Origin of the sequence: Croceicoccus mobilis (assembly GCF_001661965.1) — a bacterium.
GTDB classification, from domain to species: Bacteria; Pseudomonadota; Alphaproteobacteria; order Sphingomonadales; family Sphingomonadaceae; genus Croceicoccus; species Croceicoccus mobilis.
On sequence record NZ_LYWZ01000027.1, the window covers coordinates 161,467 to 176,625 of the forward strand.

A 15,159-nucleotide genomic window follows, 5' to 3' on the forward strand; every position below is an offset into this window, starting at 1 on the left:
CCCGTCACCAACCGACCGAAAGCAATTTGCGAAAGATCATATATCAGACGCAAAATTCGAGTATCGTTCCCACCGGGCGCAAGTTCACTCAAGCAAAGCGCCAAGCAGGAGGGTGACAATGACAATGACGCGTATGATTGCCGCAACTATCGCTGTGGCACTGGCGGCACCGCTTTCGGCCCCGGCCATGGCACAGGACGAGACAAGCGAAGTACATTTCCCGCGCGGCACGACCGGCACCACCATGGTCGGCACCGTCACCGGGCGCGACATTCACGATTACGTCATCCGCGCCGGTGCCGGTCAGGTCATGAAGGTCGACATGACCGGGGCCAGCAGCGCCTATTTCAACGTCCTGCCGCCGGGTAGCAGCGGCGAGGCGATCCATATCGGCAGCACCGCGGGCAATCATTTCGCCGGCACGCTATCAGAAGGCGGTGCCTACAAGATCCGCGTATACAACATGCGCGCCGCCGCCATGCGCGGGCAGCGCAGCAATTTCCGCCTGTCGATCACGGTGACGGGCCATGCGGGATCCACGCATGGCGCATCGGGCAGTCATCAGCCGGGTGCAGGCATGAAGGGCAGCATCGCCGGGATCCAGCACATGGACGGCGTTGCCGCCTTTGACGAGCTGACATCTCGCGGGTTCCGCGGTGTCGACAGCTTTTCGTCAGGCAACACGCTGTACGGCATCTATTATTATGCCCCGACGAAACTGTGCGTGCAGACCACCTCTGCTGGGGGCGAGATCGTGGATATCCGCGACATCCAGACCCATCCCAACTGCAAATGATCCGCTGATTTCGCATGGCCGGAGCGTGGCCCACGCGCTCCGGCCCCTTTCCAGCCCGGATGCAGGCGGCTAGAACGCGCCCCATGTCCACGACCTACAAGCTCGACACCGCGACCAGCCGCGCCAATCCCACACCCGCACCGATGAAGCGCCTGACCGTGCCCAAGGTGATGGCGCGCAAGAAAGACGGTGTGACTGAAGAACCGCTGGTGATGCTGACCGCCTATACCGCGCGCATGGCGCAGCTATTGGACCAGCACTGCGACCTGCTGCTGGTCGGGGATTCGCTGGGGCAGGTGATCTATGGCCTGCCATCGACGCTTCAGGTCACGCTCGACATGATGATCGCGCATGGCGCGGCCGTGGTGCGCGGGTCGTACCACTCCGTCGTGGTCATCGACATGCCCTTCGGCACCTATGAGGCATCGCCCCAGCAGGCATTCGAAAACGCGTCGCGCATCATGGCCGAAACCGGCGCCGCCGCGGTCAAGCTGGAGGGCGGCGAGGCCATGGCCGAGACGATTTCCTTCCTGTCGCAGCGCGGCATCCCGGTCATGGCGCATGTCGGGCTGACCCCGCAGGCGGTAAACGCGCTGGGCGGTTACATGGCGCGTGGCCGTAGCGATGCGGAAGAAGCGAAGATCATCGCCGACGGCAAGGCCGTGGCCGAAGCGGGCGCATTCGCCGTGGTGATCGAGGGCGTGGTGGAGGATATCGCCATCGCCCTGACCAAGGCGATCCCCGTCCCCACCATCGGCATCGGCGCATCGGCTGAGTGCGACGGGCAGGTGCTGGTTACCGAAGACATGCTCGGCATGTTTGAGCGGACGCCGCGATTCGTAAAGCGTTATGGCGACATCGCGGCTGTCATTTCCGACACCGCCGCCGAATATGCAGGCGAAGTGCGCGACCGCAGCTTTCCGGGCGAGGCGCAGGTCTACAAGGCCAAATAGCGCTCGCCGGTTCAGAGCGGAAGAGCCCTATGCCGCTGCAATCATGTCAGATGTTCGTCGGGCATGGCGGCGCGGTCCGGTCACTGGCCCAATCCGCCCGCCCGCATCGCCGCGCGCGGCGTGATCGAGAGCGTTGGTTGACTGATTGACCGGCCCGACCTGCCCCATATAAAAAGCGCATGAATCCGAACCGCACGCCGCCTAAAGCGGCCTTCAGCCTTTGTATTGGACTTGCCGCGTTCCTGCTGGCCGGCTGCGCCGCGGGAGAGCTGGAACAGGCGCCGCCGCCGTCCGAACGGCAGTTCGACGAACTCGACAGCTATATCGAAACGACGATGCGCGATTGGCGCGTGCCCGGCGTGGCGCTGGCCATCGTCGGCAGGGATGGCGTCATCCATACCGCCACCTATGGCACGACCGACATTACCAACGGCGATCCCGTCGATACCGACACCATCTTCGCGGTCGGGTCGAACGGCAAGAGCCTGACCGCGGCCATGCTTGGCGCGCTGCAGGATGAAGGCGCGCTCGACCTTTCGCAGCCTATCGGGAGCGTGCTTCCCGATTTCGCGATGGCGGACAGCGATCATGACGCGGTGACGTTCGAAGATGCGCTTTCGCACCTCAGCGGCCTTCCCACCCAATCCGGACTGGGTGCATGGTATCTGCAAGGGGCGGATCAGCCCTCGCTGGTCCAGTCCATTCGCAGGGTAAAGCCCGTTGCGCCGCTTCGCACACGCTTCGGCTATAACAACTCCATGTTTGCTGCCGCCGCGCAGGCAGCCGAGACAGCGACGGGCAAGGATTATCACGCGCTGATGCAGGCGAAGCTGTTTACGCCGCTTGGCATGAAGCGGTCCTCGACCAGCCTCGACCAGTTTCCCGATGGCAATCTCGCAAAGCCGCATGGCTATGTCGGCGGCCAGCCCGTGCGCATTGCGTTTCACCCCGTGATCGGCGCGGCTGCCGCCGGGTCGGTCAATGCATCGCTCATGGACATGACGCGTTTCATCCGCATGATGCTGAATGGCGGCACGATGGACGGAAAGACCGTCATCACGCAGCAGACCGCCGGCGCGATCCAGTCGGTACGCCATGAGCTGGCGCCGGACGAGATGCCCGAAATCTTCCAGATCCTGGGCGGCGTCGAATATCCGCAGGAGGTCGGCCAGCTGGGCTATGGCCTCGGCCTTGCCAATGTCGAATATTTCGGATCGGACTATGCGTTTCACGGCGGCTCGATCGATGGGATGACGTCATGGATGATGTGGTCGCCCCAAGCGGGTGTGGGCGTTGTCGTCCTCACCAATTCTGGCAATATCGCCTATCCTGCATGGGCGTCATTCGCGGCGGTGAATGCCGCCGCTGGCCTGCCCGCCGACCGGACTCTTGTCCGCCTCGCCAGCATGCGGGACGCGATCATCGCCGACCCGCCCACCCCCGAGGGTAATGGCATGGCGCCCGCCCTGCCCGTTGCCGAACTCGCCGGGGTCTATGCGAACCCGCTGGGAGGATTCGAGATTGTTGCAGGCGCCAAAGGTCATGCCGATCTTCGCTTCATCAAAACTGGCTATGAGGCGGATGTGACATCCCTTGGCGGGCCCGATTACTGGGTCGATTTCGCAAATCCGGCCCTGCCCGACTTCGGCCTGACGCTCACCTCGCAAACGGGAGAGAGCCCCTTGATCCTGAGCGAATCGCCATCGGAATATCCTGCCCTGTTCGCTGCCGATCCGGCCTTTACCCGGCGGGTCGATTAAAGGAAGCAGCGCCGGTTTGATTTTCCTATTCGCCCAGTCAGATCTATCGCCAGCCAGCTGCGCCCCTGCGCACAGGCTCTTTCAGGCGTCAGGATTTTGCCTTTGGCGATGATGTGTCACCCAAACGGCCCAAACGCGCGGAAATCCGCAGCACAGCGCCGGGTTACACGGGTTGTAGGAGATGTCACTTGTGTCAACGCGCCCCGCCCCGATCAGGCAGGGGCCAACCCTAATTGCCGCGCGCAGTCGCGGGTGCTTCCAGCGGGAAGAAGGGGATCGCAGCCTCGAACAGCGAACCATCGGCGCGGCGGAAGGTATAGTGCCCCTCCATCGACCCGCACGAGGTTTCGAGCGGGCAGCCCGACACATAGTCATGGCTTTGCCCCGGCTGTAGCAAAGGCTGTTCGCCCACCACCCCGTCACCATCGATCAGGCTGACGCGGCCCAGCGCATCGGTGATGCGCCAGTGGCGGCTGATCAGCTGGGCGGGTTCGTCGCCGACGTTTTCGATACGGATGTGATAGGCCCAGAACCAGCGCCCTTCGGACACCTGCGACTGTTCGGGCAGATAGCTTGCGCTGACCCGGACGATAATGCCGTTGGATGAGGCGGCGTGATCGAAGAGCTGGTCCATCATCATTAGATATACACGCTAACCCTATTGCCGGTTTCCGGCAAATCCTGGCGTACAGATTTAAACAGTTCCGAAAGGCCGGACACGCCCCCAATGCAGGCGCGTCTCAGCTTTCGGCGACTTTTCCGACAGCGGTGGCCAGCGACCAGAAAACGCCCGTTGGCCGGTATTCGAATGCGACTTCCGCATCCAGGCTGGCAGAGGGCATGTCGCGGATGACCGAGGTGCCGAATCCTGTGCGCTGCGGCTCTTCGACCGGCGGGCCGCCGCGCTCTTCCCAGCGGATGGAGAATTGACCGTTCTCGACCGTCCAGACGATGTCGACCATGCCCTGATCGGTGGAAAGCGCCCCATATTTCAGAGCATTGGTTGCAAGTTCGTGCAACGCCATGCCCAACGTCTCAGCCGTGCGGGCCGAGATTTCGAAGTCGGGCCCGCTGCGGTGCAGGCGCTTGCCCGCCCGGTCGCTCGCAAAGTCGAGCTGGGCATCGATAAGATCGGCAATCTTCACCCCGCTCCATGCCCTCTCGACCAAAAGGTCCTGATTTGCCGCCAGCGCCTGTATGCGCCGCACAAAGCGCTTCACGAAAGCCTCGTTCCCCGGCGCCGAACGGCGGGCCAGAGCCTGGATCAGCGTCAGCATGTTCTTGGCGCGATGGTTCACCTCGCGCAGCAGGTCCTCGATCGCATGGCGCTGTTCACGTTGTTCGGTAATATCGGTGTTGGTGCCGAACCAGCACGCGATGGTACCGTTCTCGTCATAGATGGGCCGGGCGCGGGAAAGGAACCAGCGATATTCACCTTCGGCGCTGCGCAGGGGGAACGTGTCTTCCCAGATCTCGCCGGTGTCCCAGCTGTGCTGCAGCCGTTTGACCACGCGCTCCACGTGATCGGGGTGGTGAACCGATTTCCAGCCCCAGCCCCGCATGTCTTCAAGCGTGGTGCCAGTGTAGTCGAACCAGCGCTTGTTATACCAGAAGATAGAGCCTTCCGCGTCCGCCATCCACGCCAGCTGCGCGATATTGTCGGCCATCATCTGGAAGCGCCGCTCACTATCGGCCAGCGCCCGGTTCGCCGCATCGAGCGCGTCTAGCCCGCGTACCATCTGGCTTGCCCCGACGATCGCCCCTTCGGCATCGCGCACCGGCGAGACGTTGAGCGCAACGCGGATCTGGTGGCCATCCTTGTGCAGGCGATAAGTTTCGGTCACGCCCGAGCGTTCGCCCGCGACCACGCCGGCGATGATCTCGTCCTCTTCGTGCTGCCGCTCCTCGGGGATCAGCGAACGGATCGACTGCCCGACCATTTCGTCGGCACCGAAGCCGAAGAGCCGCTCTGCCGCCGGGTTCCAGCTGGTGACGATACCATCCAGCTGTTTCGAGATGATCGCGATCTCGCTGTTCTCGAAGATCGAAGCCAGCAGGCCCGCCGCCGGGATATTGCCCTGCGAACCGCCGGATGCAGATGGCGCGCCGGTGTTCATGCCGCGCACCCGACTGGCGAAAGGAAAGCGATCTTTTCGCTGACCCCTGGCTCAGAGCCCGACCGCGGCGAGAGCCCGTTCGAGATCCTCGATAAGATCGTCTGCGTCTTCGAGACCAACATTAAAGCGAAGCATTCCTTCATCGACACCCATTTCGGCGCGTTTCTCCGGCCCGACCGAATGATGAGTGGTCGAAGCCGGGTGACACATCAATGAACGCGCATCACCAATATTGTTTGAGATATCGATAAGTTCCAGTGCATCAAGGAAAGCATGCGCCTCTTTTCTTCCGCCGTCGAGGACGAAGGAAAAGATGCAACCGGTCATGTCCATCTGCTTCATGGCAAGTTCGTGACGCGGATGGCTGGCAAGACCGGGGTGCAGGATTTTGGGCACGCGCCCTTCGAGAAACTGGCCGACCTTCAGCGCATTGGCGCATTGCTGGCGCGCGCGCAGTTCCAGCGTTTCCAACCCCTTCAGCACAACCCATGCGTTAAACGGAGACAGGTTCGGCCCGGTGTTGCGCTGGAACGGCAGCAGCTTTTCATTGATGAACTCTTCCGATCCGCAGACCGCACCTGCCAGCACGCGGCCCTGACCTTCCATCAGCTTCGTCGCGGAATAGGCGACGACGTCCGCACCCCATTCCATCGGGCGCTGCATGATGGGCGTGCAGAACGCATTATCGACCACGGTCGTGATCCCGCGCGATTTCGCAAGGCCGCAGACGAATTCCAGATCGACGACATCCAGCGTCGGGTTCGCCGGGGTCTCGAAGAAGAAGACCTTGGTATTGGGGCGGATCGCTGCTTCCCACGCGGCATTATCGGTGGAATCGATGGTCGTCCCCTCGATCCCGAAGCGCGGCAGCAAATCATCGACCAGCCAGCGGCACGAACCGAAAGCGGCCTGCGCGGCGACGATGTGATCGCCTGCCGACAGCTGGCACAGCAGCGCCGCGGTCATCGCGGCCATGCCGGTCGCCTGCGTACGGCACGCCTCTGCCCCCTCCATCAGCGCGATGCGCTCTTCCAGCATGGCGACGGTCGGGTTCTGCAGGCGGGAATAGGTCATACCCGCCTCTTCCCCGGCAAAGCGCGCGGCAGGGGTCGCCGCATCGTCGTAGCTGTAGCCAGAGGTGAGGAACATCGCCTCGCTCGTCTCGCCCATTTCGGAACGCCACGTGCCGCCGCGCACGGCGCGGGTCGCGGGTTTCCAGTTGCGGGTGATCGAGCGGTCGGTTCCGGTAGTGCGTTTCATGGCCCAAGCGACTAGCGCCGCCGGGCCGCGGTTTCAATCGCGCATTGATTGCGATAATTGCACCACGGCAGCGAAAGCCGGGATAGTTACCGGCCCATGACCCAGCGGCCCGTCACCGGATGCCACAGGAAAAAGCTGGTCAGGACGCTTGCGCCCAGGATCAATGCGACCCGCACCGGCAGCAGCGCGCTCGCTTCCTCGGGCGGGATCAGGAAGAATACCAGATAGATGACAAGGCCCGACAGCATGAGGTGAAAGCCGGTAATCGCAAACCGCACCCAATCATTCGCGGTCAGGATGAAAAGCAGGGCCGAGGCGATATAGACCAGTTGAAACACCGCGATCGGGGTTTCGAGCCCGGGCTTGGTCAAAAGCCACGTGCAGGCCAGAACAAGCAGAACGCAAATCGCGAAACCGCCAACGGTCCATGGCCAATTGGCCGGACGCAGCCTTTCCCTCAAACCTGTCAATTTCACCCCCGATACGGTTCGTGTGGCCGCGCCCGCAGGCACCGCCACCCGTCTTCAGTGCCAAGGGGCCAGCCAACCCCCTCAAGGCCGGGCCCTTTTGTCCCCTGCCCGTCAAAGCCGGGCGAGAACCGCGTCTCCAATCTCTCGCGTCCCGGCGCTGCCGCCCAGATCGCCGCCCAGAATGCCATCGGCGAGCGTCTTCGCGACGGCAGCCTCCACGCGTGCGGCCTGCTCTTCCTGCCCCAGCGAATGGCGCAGCAGTTCGGCCGCAGAGAGTATCGTGGCCATGGGATTCGCGATCCCCTTGCCTGCGATATCAGGCGCACTACCATGAATTGGTTCATAAAGACCGAACGTGCCGAATTCGGTCTTGCGCTCCCCCAGCGAGGCGCTGGCCAGCAGCCCGATCGAGCCCACGCACATGGATGCCTGATCGGAAAGAATATCGCCGAACAGATTGCCGGTGACGACGACGTCGAACTGGCCCGGGTTCTTCACCAGCTGCATCGCGGCATTGTCGACATACATGTGCGACAGGGTGACATCGGGATAATCGGCCGAAACCTCGATCACGACATCGCGCCACAATTGCGAGGTTTCGAGCACATTTGCCTTGTCGACCGAACACAGCAGGCCGCGGCGCTTTTTCGCGGCCTCGAACCCGGCGATGGCGATGCGGCGGACCTCGCTCTCGTCATAGCTCATCACGTCATAGCCTTCGCGCAGGCCATCTGCCGTGGTGCGCATGCCCTTTTCGCCGAAATAGACATCGCCGTTCAGTTCGCGAACGATCAGGAGGTCGATGGCCGCCGCGATCTCGGGCTTCAGCGCGGATGTATCCTCAAGCCCCGGGAACACGCGGGCCGGACGCAGATTCGCAAACAGGCCATTGGCGCTGCGCAGGCCCAGAATGGCCTGTTCGGGGCGCAGGTCGCGCGACAGGTGATCGCAGTCGAAATCTCCGACCGCGCCGAACAGGATAGCATCGCATGCCTTTGCGGTATCCAGCGTCGCCTGCGGCAGCGGGTGGCCATGCTTCTTGTATGCGGCGCCGCCGACGTCGCCTTCGTGATAGGAAAGCGGCAGATCCAGCGCATCGAGGATGCGCAGCGCCTCGCCCGTAACTTCCGGTCCGATACCGTCGCCTGCGAATACCGCGATCTTCATGTCAAAACCCTTCACACCGTCAAATCATGCGTAAGAGCCGCTCTCGCAATATGGCGCGGGCGGCAAGAAGCTCGCCCATAACACCCCCGGCCCGGTCTGCAAGCAGTCGCTTTTGCATCAATTGCCCTTGTCGGTCGAAAATCGGCATGATTGTTGCCCAATCATCCGCTTTCAGGTCCGGCCTGTTGCCGCCATAGCCCAGTTCGATCAGCGCCAGCGCCTCATAGCTGATGAGCGCGGGTACCCAGCCGCGCGCCGATGGCGCATGGCAGATCGCATCGAGCAGCGCGGACAGCGCGGCGTGCAGCGCGGGGAATTCGACCCGTTCGGGCAGCATGGCCGCGGTGAAACCGGTCGCCCAGCCGATCGCCGCCGACGGCAGCGGCTCCGATAGCCACGGCCCGCGACTGGTCACAAGTTCGAGTTTCAGGAAAGGAAGCTGATTGGCCGAACGCGCGGTAGCGTCGACCGATACGATATTGCCCGGAATCAGCACCGGGCGCATGTGCCGCCCGCGCCCGCCCGCGACATAGCCTGCGACCAGCCCTTCATCGGCGGTCAGCACGCGCGCGATGACGCCCGTTTCCCCATGCGGCCTTGCGCCGCAGACGATGGCGTCACTGCTGATCTTCATGGCCGATCACCTGCCTGCGCAATGCGGCGGGTGCAAGCCGGTCTGCTAATCGGGGTAAAGCCCCCGCCGCGATTACTCGGCAGCGGGCTTCTTGGCGGCAGGCTTCTTCGCCGCGGGCTTGGCAGCACCAGCTTCCAGCGCGTCGAGACGGGCCTTCAGCGCCTCGTTCTCCTCCAGCGCCTTGGCGGCCATGGCTTTCACCACCTCGAATTCCTCACGGCTGACGAAATCGAGCCCGCCCATCGCTTCCTTGAAACGCTCACGCGCAGCTTCGGAAGCCTCACGGCCCATGCCGGCAAAGGTGCCTGCTGCCGCGGTGAAAAGGCGGGAAAGGTCGGAGATACGGGGATTATCGCTCTGCATGGGCCATAGATGCGCCGCGCCGCGCCCCGTTTCAAGAGAAATTCCCCGCCGCGCCAGTGCACGACGGGGAATTCCCGGTGGAACCTCTTATTGCAGGCTCAGCGATGGAGGTCGAAACGATCGGCGTTCATGACCTTGGTCCAGGCCTTCACGAAGTCCCCGACGAATTTCGCCTCGGCTCCATTCTCGGCATAGATCTCCGAGATGGCGCGAAGCTGCGAATTGGAGCCGAACGCCAGATCGGTGCGCGTCGCGGTCCATTTCTGCTGGTCGGTCTTGCGGCAGGTGCCGACGAAAGTCTCATCGCCAGCCGGGTCCACTTCCTTCCACGCCGTGCCCATGTCGAGCAGGTTGACGAAGAAGTCGTTGGACAGAACCCCGACGCGGTCGGTGAATACACCGTCCTTCGATCCGCCATGGTTCGCACCCAGCACGCGAAGCCCGCCGACCAGCACCGTCATCTCCGGCCCGGTCAGGCCAAGCAGCTGCGCCCGGTCGACCAGCAATTCCTCGGTCGGAACGGTATGGCGTCCCTTCATGAAGTTGCGGAAGCCATCGGCATAGGGTTCGAGCCATGCGAAATTATCCGCATCGGTCTGCTCCTCGGTCGCGTCGACACGGCCCGGGGTGAAAGGCACGGACACCGCATGGCCCGCATCCTTTGCCGCCTTTTCGACAGCCGCGCTGCCGGCCAGCACGATAAGGTCGGCCATCGAGACCTTCTTGCCGCCGCCATTGGCGTCGAAGTCAGCCTTGATCCCTTCCAGCACGCCCAGCACGCGGGCGAGATTGTCGGGTTCGTTGACCACCCAGTCCTTTTGCGGAGCAAGCCGGATGCGCGCGCCATTCGCGCCGCCGCGATGGTCCGACCCGCGATAGGTCGAAGCCGAGGCCCATGCCACCTTCACCATGTCGGAGACCGAGAGGCCGCTCGCCATGATCTTCGCTTCCAGCGCCTTTATGTCGCTGGCGTCGATCGGCTTGTAATCCGCCGTGGGCAGCGGGTCCTGCCAGATCAGATCTTCCGACGGCACTTCGGGGCCGAGATAGCGGGCCTTGGGCCCCATGTCGCGGTGGCATAGCTTAAACCATGCGCGGGCGAACTGGTCGGCGAAATAATCGGGATCGGCGCGGAATTTCTCCATGATCGCGCGGAAACCGGGGTCCTCCTTCATCGCCATGTCGGCGGTGGTCATGATCGTCGGCTGCTTCTTCGACGGGTCATGCGCCTGCGGGGCCAGCGTATCGGCGGGCGCGCCCTTAGGCGTCCACTGCTTTGCACCGGCCGGGCTCTTCACCAGCTCGTATTCGTGGTCGAGGAGCATGTCGAAATAGCTCATGTCCCACTTGGTCGGCGTGGGGGTCCATGCGCCCTCGATCCCGCTGGTGATGGTGTCATCGCCCATCCCGCTGCCATGGCCCGACGTCCAGCCAAGGCCCTGGAAAGCGATGTCGGCGCCTTCCGGCTCCGCCCCGACAAGCGAGGCATCGCCCGCGCCATGGCACTTGCCGAACGTATGGCCGCCCACGGTCAGAGCGGCGGTTTCCTCGTCGTTCATGCCCATGTTGCCAAAGGTCTTGCGAATGTCGCGCGCGCTGCCCAGCGGATCGGGATTGCCGCCCGGCCCTTCCGGATTCACATAGATGAGCCCCATCTGGATCGCGGCGAGCGGGTCTTCCAGCTCCAGCTCCTTGTCGGGCTGGATGCGGGTTTCATTGCCTTCCTGCCCGACCCAATATTCCTCGGTGCCCCAATAGACATCGGTTTCCGGCTCGAACTTGTCGGCGCGGCCGCCGCCAAAGCCGAACACGGGCGCGCCCATCGATTCAAAGGCGACATTGCCGGCCATGATCATCAGATCGGCCCAGCTGAGATTATTGCCGTATTTTTGCTTGATCGGCCACAGCAGGCGACGCGCCTTGTCGAGATTGGCGTTGTCCGGCCAGCTGTTCAAAGGTGCAAAACGCTGCTGCCCGCTGCCCGCGCCGCCGCGGCCATCCTGAATGCGATAGGTGCCAGCGCTGTGCCATGCCATGCGGATGAAGAACGGACCGTAATGCCCGTAATCCGCCGGCCACCACGGCTGGCTGTCGGTCATCAGCGCGTGCAGGTCCTTCTTCACCGCATCATAATCGAGTGCGTTGAAGGCCTCTGCATAATTGAAATCATCGTCCATTGGGCTCGGGTTGCCGCCGCCCTGATGCAGGATGTTGAGCTGAAGCTGGTTGGGCCACCAGTCACGGTTCGTACGGCCCAGCAGCGATTTGCGGGCATCGTGCTGAACCGGGCATACGCCCTTCAGCGGGTCTTTCGTCTTGGCATCCATAATCCATCTCCTTGTCGAAAGCTGGCGCCTCTGTTGAGCTCCTTGTAAGCCTCCGTCCGAAATCAGACTAACGCAGAAGAGTGGAGACGATAAGCGACAAATTCGATCAATTATTCCCGATTGACGACTGGAATCGATTTCAATGTGAAGCTGTCAAGCAATTCAGCCTGCTGGCTTCATCAGTTCCAGCGCTGCTTCGGTCAGCACGGTCGCGCCGGTGGAAACGACCTTTTCGGCATCCGGCGCCCACAATGCGCTGTGAAGCGAAGGCAGGGTCATTTCGCCAGCCTGCGACTTTGCCCAATTATCGGCGGGCACGCCGCCGACCCACACGATCATGGATTGCAGATGATCGGGGTCGGCGCGGCGATAGCGGCCAAAATCCTCTCCCCCCATGACCGCAGGGGTTTCCATCACCCTCCCCTCGCCCAGCGCCTGCGCAAAGACGGGGGCCAGCCGCGCCGCCAGTTCCGGCGTATTATAGGTCGCAGGCGTATAGGTATCGGCATGGGTGACGACCGGCAGCATGTCGTCGGGGATGCCTGCGGCGATCGCCTCGCCCTTCGCGATACGGGCGATGCCATCGATAAGCGCGGTCCGTGTCTCGTCCGAATAGCTGCGCACGGTCAGGCCCATGGTCACCTCGTCAGGGATGACATTGCGCTTTGATCCGCCATGGATGGTGCCCACGGTCACCACCGCCGATTGCTGCGGATTGACTTCCCGGCTGACCAAAGTCTGCAATTTTCCGACAATGGCGGCGGCCAGCACCACCGGGTCTTTCGTCGTATGCGGATAGGCGCCGTGCCCGCCGACGCCGCGCACAGTGATGTCGACCGAATCCACATTGGCCAGCGCAAAGCCCGAGGCATAGCCGACCACGCCCGCCGGGATCTGCGCCGCATCGTGGAAAGCGACCGCGTAATCGGGCTTGGGAAAACGGGTGAAAAGCCCGTCCTCCAGCATGGCCTTCGCGCCCAGCCCCTTTTCCTCGGCAGGCTGCGCGATCATGACCAGAGTGCCTGACCATTCGCCCTTGCGCGCCGCCAGCTGCCGCGCCGCACCGACCCAGCCGGTCATATGCGTATCGTGCCCGCAGGCATGCATCACGCCGCTGGTATTGCCGGCCTCATCGGTCGCCGTGACCTTTGAGGCGAAGGGAAGACCCGTCGCCTCCGTCACCGGCAGCCCGTCCATGTCGGCGCGCAGCAGCACGGTGGGGCCCTCACCGTTTTTCATCACCGCAACGACACCGGTGCCGCCCACGCCCTCTGTCACCTCGAACCCCAGCCCGCGCATGATGCCCGCCAGCTTTGCCGCCGTGCGATGCTCTTCACCTGACAATTCGGGATTGGCGTGGAGGTCGCGGTAAAGCTCCATCAGCTCGGGCAGCTGCTGCTCGATCGATTGCGTGACCGACTGCTGGGCGATTGCGGGTGAAGCTGACGCGGCAGCAACAATGGCGATAGAGGAAACGAGCGAGCGGGCGATCTGGCGTGCGTTCATGGGTGCCACGATAGCCCGCGAAAAAGGGCGGGCAAGCCAAAGCTCACCCGCCCCTCTCATTTTGCGTCGCAACTGGCCTCAGGCGTCTTCGACATCAGCCTCCGGCGCGTCGGCTTCGGGCTCTTCCATCGGTTCCGCCTTCGGTGCGACCGCAGCGGGAATGCCCGCCTTGGCAATGCCTTCCAGCGAACCGCCGTCGAGGCCCAGTTCCTTCATCAGCCCGTCGATGACCGGGGCCTGCGCACGATAGGACAGCGCCGCCGTCAATGCATCGCTGGCGAGATTGCCGCCGCCCGATCCGGTCCCGCCGGCCAAGAGCTGCTTGGCATCGCCGCCCTTGGCGCCCGTGAGCCCGTCGACCTGCACGATCTTGATCGAATCGATTGCTTCCAGCGGCTTCGCACTTTCGCGCACCAGTTCCGGCAGGACCTTCAGGAGAGCCAGCTTCGTCTGGAGCGATATCTGACCGTCGGACAGGATGTTCGCCGCCTCGTTCACGGCGCGCTGACCTGCTGCCTCCACCTCAAAGCGGATGCGGTCGGCTTCGGCGCGCAGCTTCTCGGCCTCGGCCTGGCCCTCTGCCTCAAGCCGCGTGGCCTCGGCCCGGTTGCGAGCGGCATCGCGCTCGGCCTCGGCCTCGACCTTCACCTTGATCGCATCGCGCTCGGCCGCCTTGGCAGCCTCGATCAGCTGGATGCGCTTGTCACGCTCGGCGACCTCGGTCTCGCGGCTGGTCGCGACCTGTTCCTCGGCTGCGACGGCCTTGGCACGGGCCTCGTCCGCCTCGGCCTTGGCCTGGCTTTCCTCGCGGCTCTTGTTCTGAACGGCGATCTGCTGTTCCTGCCGCGCGATTTCGAGAGCGCGCTGCTGATCGATGCGCGCTTCCTCGACAAGGCGGTCGGCCTCGATCTGCTGCGCGTCGACCTGCTTCTTCGCCTCGATCTTGGCGGCATCGGCCTCACGGTTGCGTTCGGCCTGTTCGCGGGCGATCTCGGCCATCTGCGCGGCGCGGCGCACCTCGACCTCACGCTCCTGCTCAAGCCTTGCGTATTCCTGGTCGCGGCTGATTTCGAACGAGCGCTGGCTCGCTTCCAGGTTCTTGGTCTCCATCTGGACGCGGGTGTCCTGCTCGATGTCGTTCCTGAGTTTCTTGCGCGCCTCGATCTGCTCGGTCAGCTTGGTCAGACCCTCGGCATCGAACGCGTTATTGGCGTTGAAATGCTCGATCGACGTCTGGTCCAGACCGGTCAGCGAAACCGATTCCAGTTCAAGCCCATTCATGGCGAGGTCGTTCGACGATACCTGCTGCACCTTTTGCACGAATTCGGCGCGCTGTTCGTGCAGCTCGTTCATGCTCATGCCCGCAGCCACCGAACGCAGCGCGTCGACGAACTTGCCCTCGACAAGATCTTTCAGCGCCTCCGGGTTCATGGTGCGCTGGCCCAGCGTCTGCGCGGCCATGGCGATGGCGCCCGCATCGGGGCGGACCCGCACGTAGAATTCGGCCTTCACATCGATGCGCAGACGGTCAAGCGTGATGAGCGCGTCGCCATTCTTGCGTTCGACGGCGAGGCGCACGGTGTTCATGTTGACCGGCATCGTTTCGTGCAGAACGGGCAGCACCAGGGCGCCGCCGTTCATCACGACCTTTTCGCCACCAAAGCCGGTGCGCACGAAGCCCACTTCCTTGGTCGCGCGGCGATAGAGCCGGGTAATGGTGACTGCGATGATCAGCAGGACGGCGAAAACCGTGCCCGCGTAGATCGCGATGGTGACCAGCTGGTCCATTCAATTCCCCCTCAAAAT

At 63.3% G+C, this 15,159-nt stretch carries 13 protein-coding genes; 3 read left to right on the plus strand and 10 right to left on the minus strand.

Annotated elements, in window-relative coordinates:
* Positions 1-118: 118 nt before the first annotated feature.
* From A9D13_RS17160 to A9D13_RS17170, 3 genes are all read left to right on the plus strand, one after another.
* Entirely contained in the window at positions 119-796 is a 678-nt protein-coding gene (locus A9D13_RS17160; RefSeq protein WP_156522143.1) for a hypothetical protein, read from the plus strand.
* Positions 797-879: 83 nt separating this feature from the next.
* On the plus strand, positions 880-1,749 hold the full coding sequence (gene panB / locus A9D13_RS17165; RefSeq protein WP_066776470.1) for a 3-methyl-2-oxobutanoate hydroxymethyltransferase: 870 nt from the start codon (positions 880-882) through the stop codon (positions 1,747-1,749).
* A gap of 179 nt (positions 1,750-1,928) precedes the next feature.
* Complete coding sequence (locus A9D13_RS17170; RefSeq protein WP_066776473.1) at positions 1,929-3,509, plus strand: serine hydrolase domain-containing protein; 1,581 nt, start codon at positions 1,929-1,931, stop codon at positions 3,507-3,509.
* A 229-nt stretch (positions 3,510-3,738) separates the two neighbouring features.
* Here A9D13_RS17170 and apaG read toward each other — a convergent pair whose 3' ends face one another.
* The 10 genes from apaG to A9D13_RS17220 all read right to left on the minus strand — a co-directional run bounded on the left by apaG (position 3,739) and on the right by A9D13_RS17220 (position 15,141).
* Complete coding sequence (gene apaG / locus A9D13_RS17175) at positions 3,739-4,143, minus strand: Co2+/Mg2+ efflux protein ApaG (RefSeq protein ID WP_066776792.1); 405 nt, start codon at positions 4,141-4,143, stop codon at positions 3,739-3,741.
* Between the two features lie 106 nt (positions 4,144-4,249).
* Positions 4,250-5,626: a sensor histidine kinase gene (locus tag A9D13_RS17180; protein ID WP_082922520.1), complete on the minus strand. Its 1,377-nt coding sequence runs from the start codon at positions 5,624-5,626 to the stop codon at positions 4,250-4,252.
* A 51-nt stretch (positions 5,627-5,677) separates the two neighbouring features.
* Entirely contained in the window at positions 5,678-6,886 is a 1,209-nt protein-coding gene (locus A9D13_RS17185) for a trans-sulfuration enzyme family protein (RefSeq protein WP_066776476.1), read from the minus strand.
* An 86-nt stretch (positions 6,887-6,972) separates the two neighbouring features.
* A complete protein-coding gene (locus A9D13_RS17190; protein ID WP_156522144.1) occupies positions 6,973-7,356 on the minus strand; it encodes a hypothetical protein in 384 nt (127 codons plus the stop codon).
* Between the two features lie 111 nt (positions 7,357-7,467).
* A complete protein-coding gene (gene leuB, locus A9D13_RS17195) occupies positions 7,468-8,523 on the minus strand; it encodes a 3-isopropylmalate dehydrogenase (protein WP_066776803.1) in 1,056 nt (351 codons plus the stop codon).
* Positions 8,524-8,542: 19 nt separating this feature from the next.
* On the minus strand, positions 8,543-9,157 hold the full coding sequence (gene recO, locus A9D13_RS17200; RefSeq protein WP_066776482.1) for a DNA repair protein RecO: 615 nt from the start codon (positions 9,155-9,157) through the stop codon (positions 8,543-8,545).
* 72 nt (positions 9,158-9,229) lie between these two features.
* A complete protein-coding gene (locus A9D13_RS17205) occupies positions 9,230-9,520 on the minus strand; it encodes an accessory factor UbiK family protein (RefSeq protein WP_066776486.1) in 291 nt (96 codons plus the stop codon).
* A 98-nt stretch (positions 9,521-9,618) separates the two neighbouring features.
* Positions 9,619-11,847, minus strand: coding sequence for a catalase/peroxidase HPI (gene katG, locus A9D13_RS17210; protein WP_066776489.1), 2,229 nt, complete (start codon positions 11,845-11,847; stop codon positions 9,619-9,621).
* Between the two features lie 162 nt (positions 11,848-12,009).
* Positions 12,010-13,353, minus strand: a complete 1,344-nt coding sequence (locus A9D13_RS17215) for an amidohydrolase (RefSeq protein WP_066776492.1) — start codon at positions 13,351-13,353, stop codon at positions 12,010-12,012.
* Positions 13,354-13,431: 78 nt separating this feature from the next.
* Positions 13,432-15,141 (minus strand): flotillin family protein, encoded by a 1,710-nt coding sequence (locus A9D13_RS17220; protein ID WP_066776495.1) that lies wholly within the window; start codon positions 15,139-15,141, stop codon positions 13,432-13,434.
* Positions 15,142-15,159 lie beyond the last annotated feature (18 nt).

Bases quoted from the DNA above. Each gene is read 5' to 3' on its own strand.
- panB (WP_066776470.1), top strand. From the start codon at position 880: ATGTCCACGACCTACAAGCTCGACACCGCGACCAGCCGCGCCAATCCC.
- A9D13_RS17215 (WP_066776492.1), bottom strand. From the start codon at position 13,353: ATGAACGCACGCCAGATCGCCCGCTCGCTCGTTTCCTCTATCGCCATT.
- A9D13_RS17220 (WP_066776495.1), bottom strand. From the start codon at position 15,141: ATGGACCAGCTGGTCACCATCGCGATCTACGCGGGCACGGTTTTCGCC.
- A9D13_RS17205 (WP_066776486.1), bottom strand. From the start codon at position 9,520: ATGCAGAGCGATAATCCCCGTATCTCCGACCTTTCCCGCCTTTTCACC.
- recO (WP_066776482.1), bottom strand. From the start codon at position 9,157: ATGAAGATCAGCAGTGACGCCATCGTCTGCGGCGCAAGGCCGCATGGG.
- katG (WP_066776489.1), bottom strand. From the start codon at position 11,847: ATGGATGCCAAGACGAAAGACCCGCTGAAGGGCGTATGCCCGGTTCAG.
- A9D13_RS17180 (WP_082922520.1), bottom strand. From the start codon at position 5,626: ATGAACACCGGCGCGCCATCTGCATCCGGCGGTTCGCAGGGCAATATC.
- A9D13_RS17170 (WP_066776473.1), top strand. From the start codon at position 1,929: ATGAATCCGAACCGCACGCCGCCTAAAGCGGCCTTCAGCCTTTGTATT.
- A9D13_RS17185 (WP_066776476.1), bottom strand. From the start codon at position 6,886: ATGAAACGCACTACCGGAACCGACCGCTCGATCACCCGCAACTGGAAA.
- leuB (WP_066776803.1), bottom strand. From the start codon at position 8,523: ATGAAGATCGCGGTATTCGCAGGCGACGGTATCGGACCGGAAGTTACG.
- A9D13_RS17160 (WP_156522143.1), top strand. From the start codon at position 119: ATGACAATGACGCGTATGATTGCCGCAACTATCGCTGTGGCACTGGCG.
- apaG (WP_066776792.1), bottom strand. From the start codon at position 4,143: ATGGACCAGCTCTTCGATCACGCCGCCTCATCCAACGGCATTATCGTC.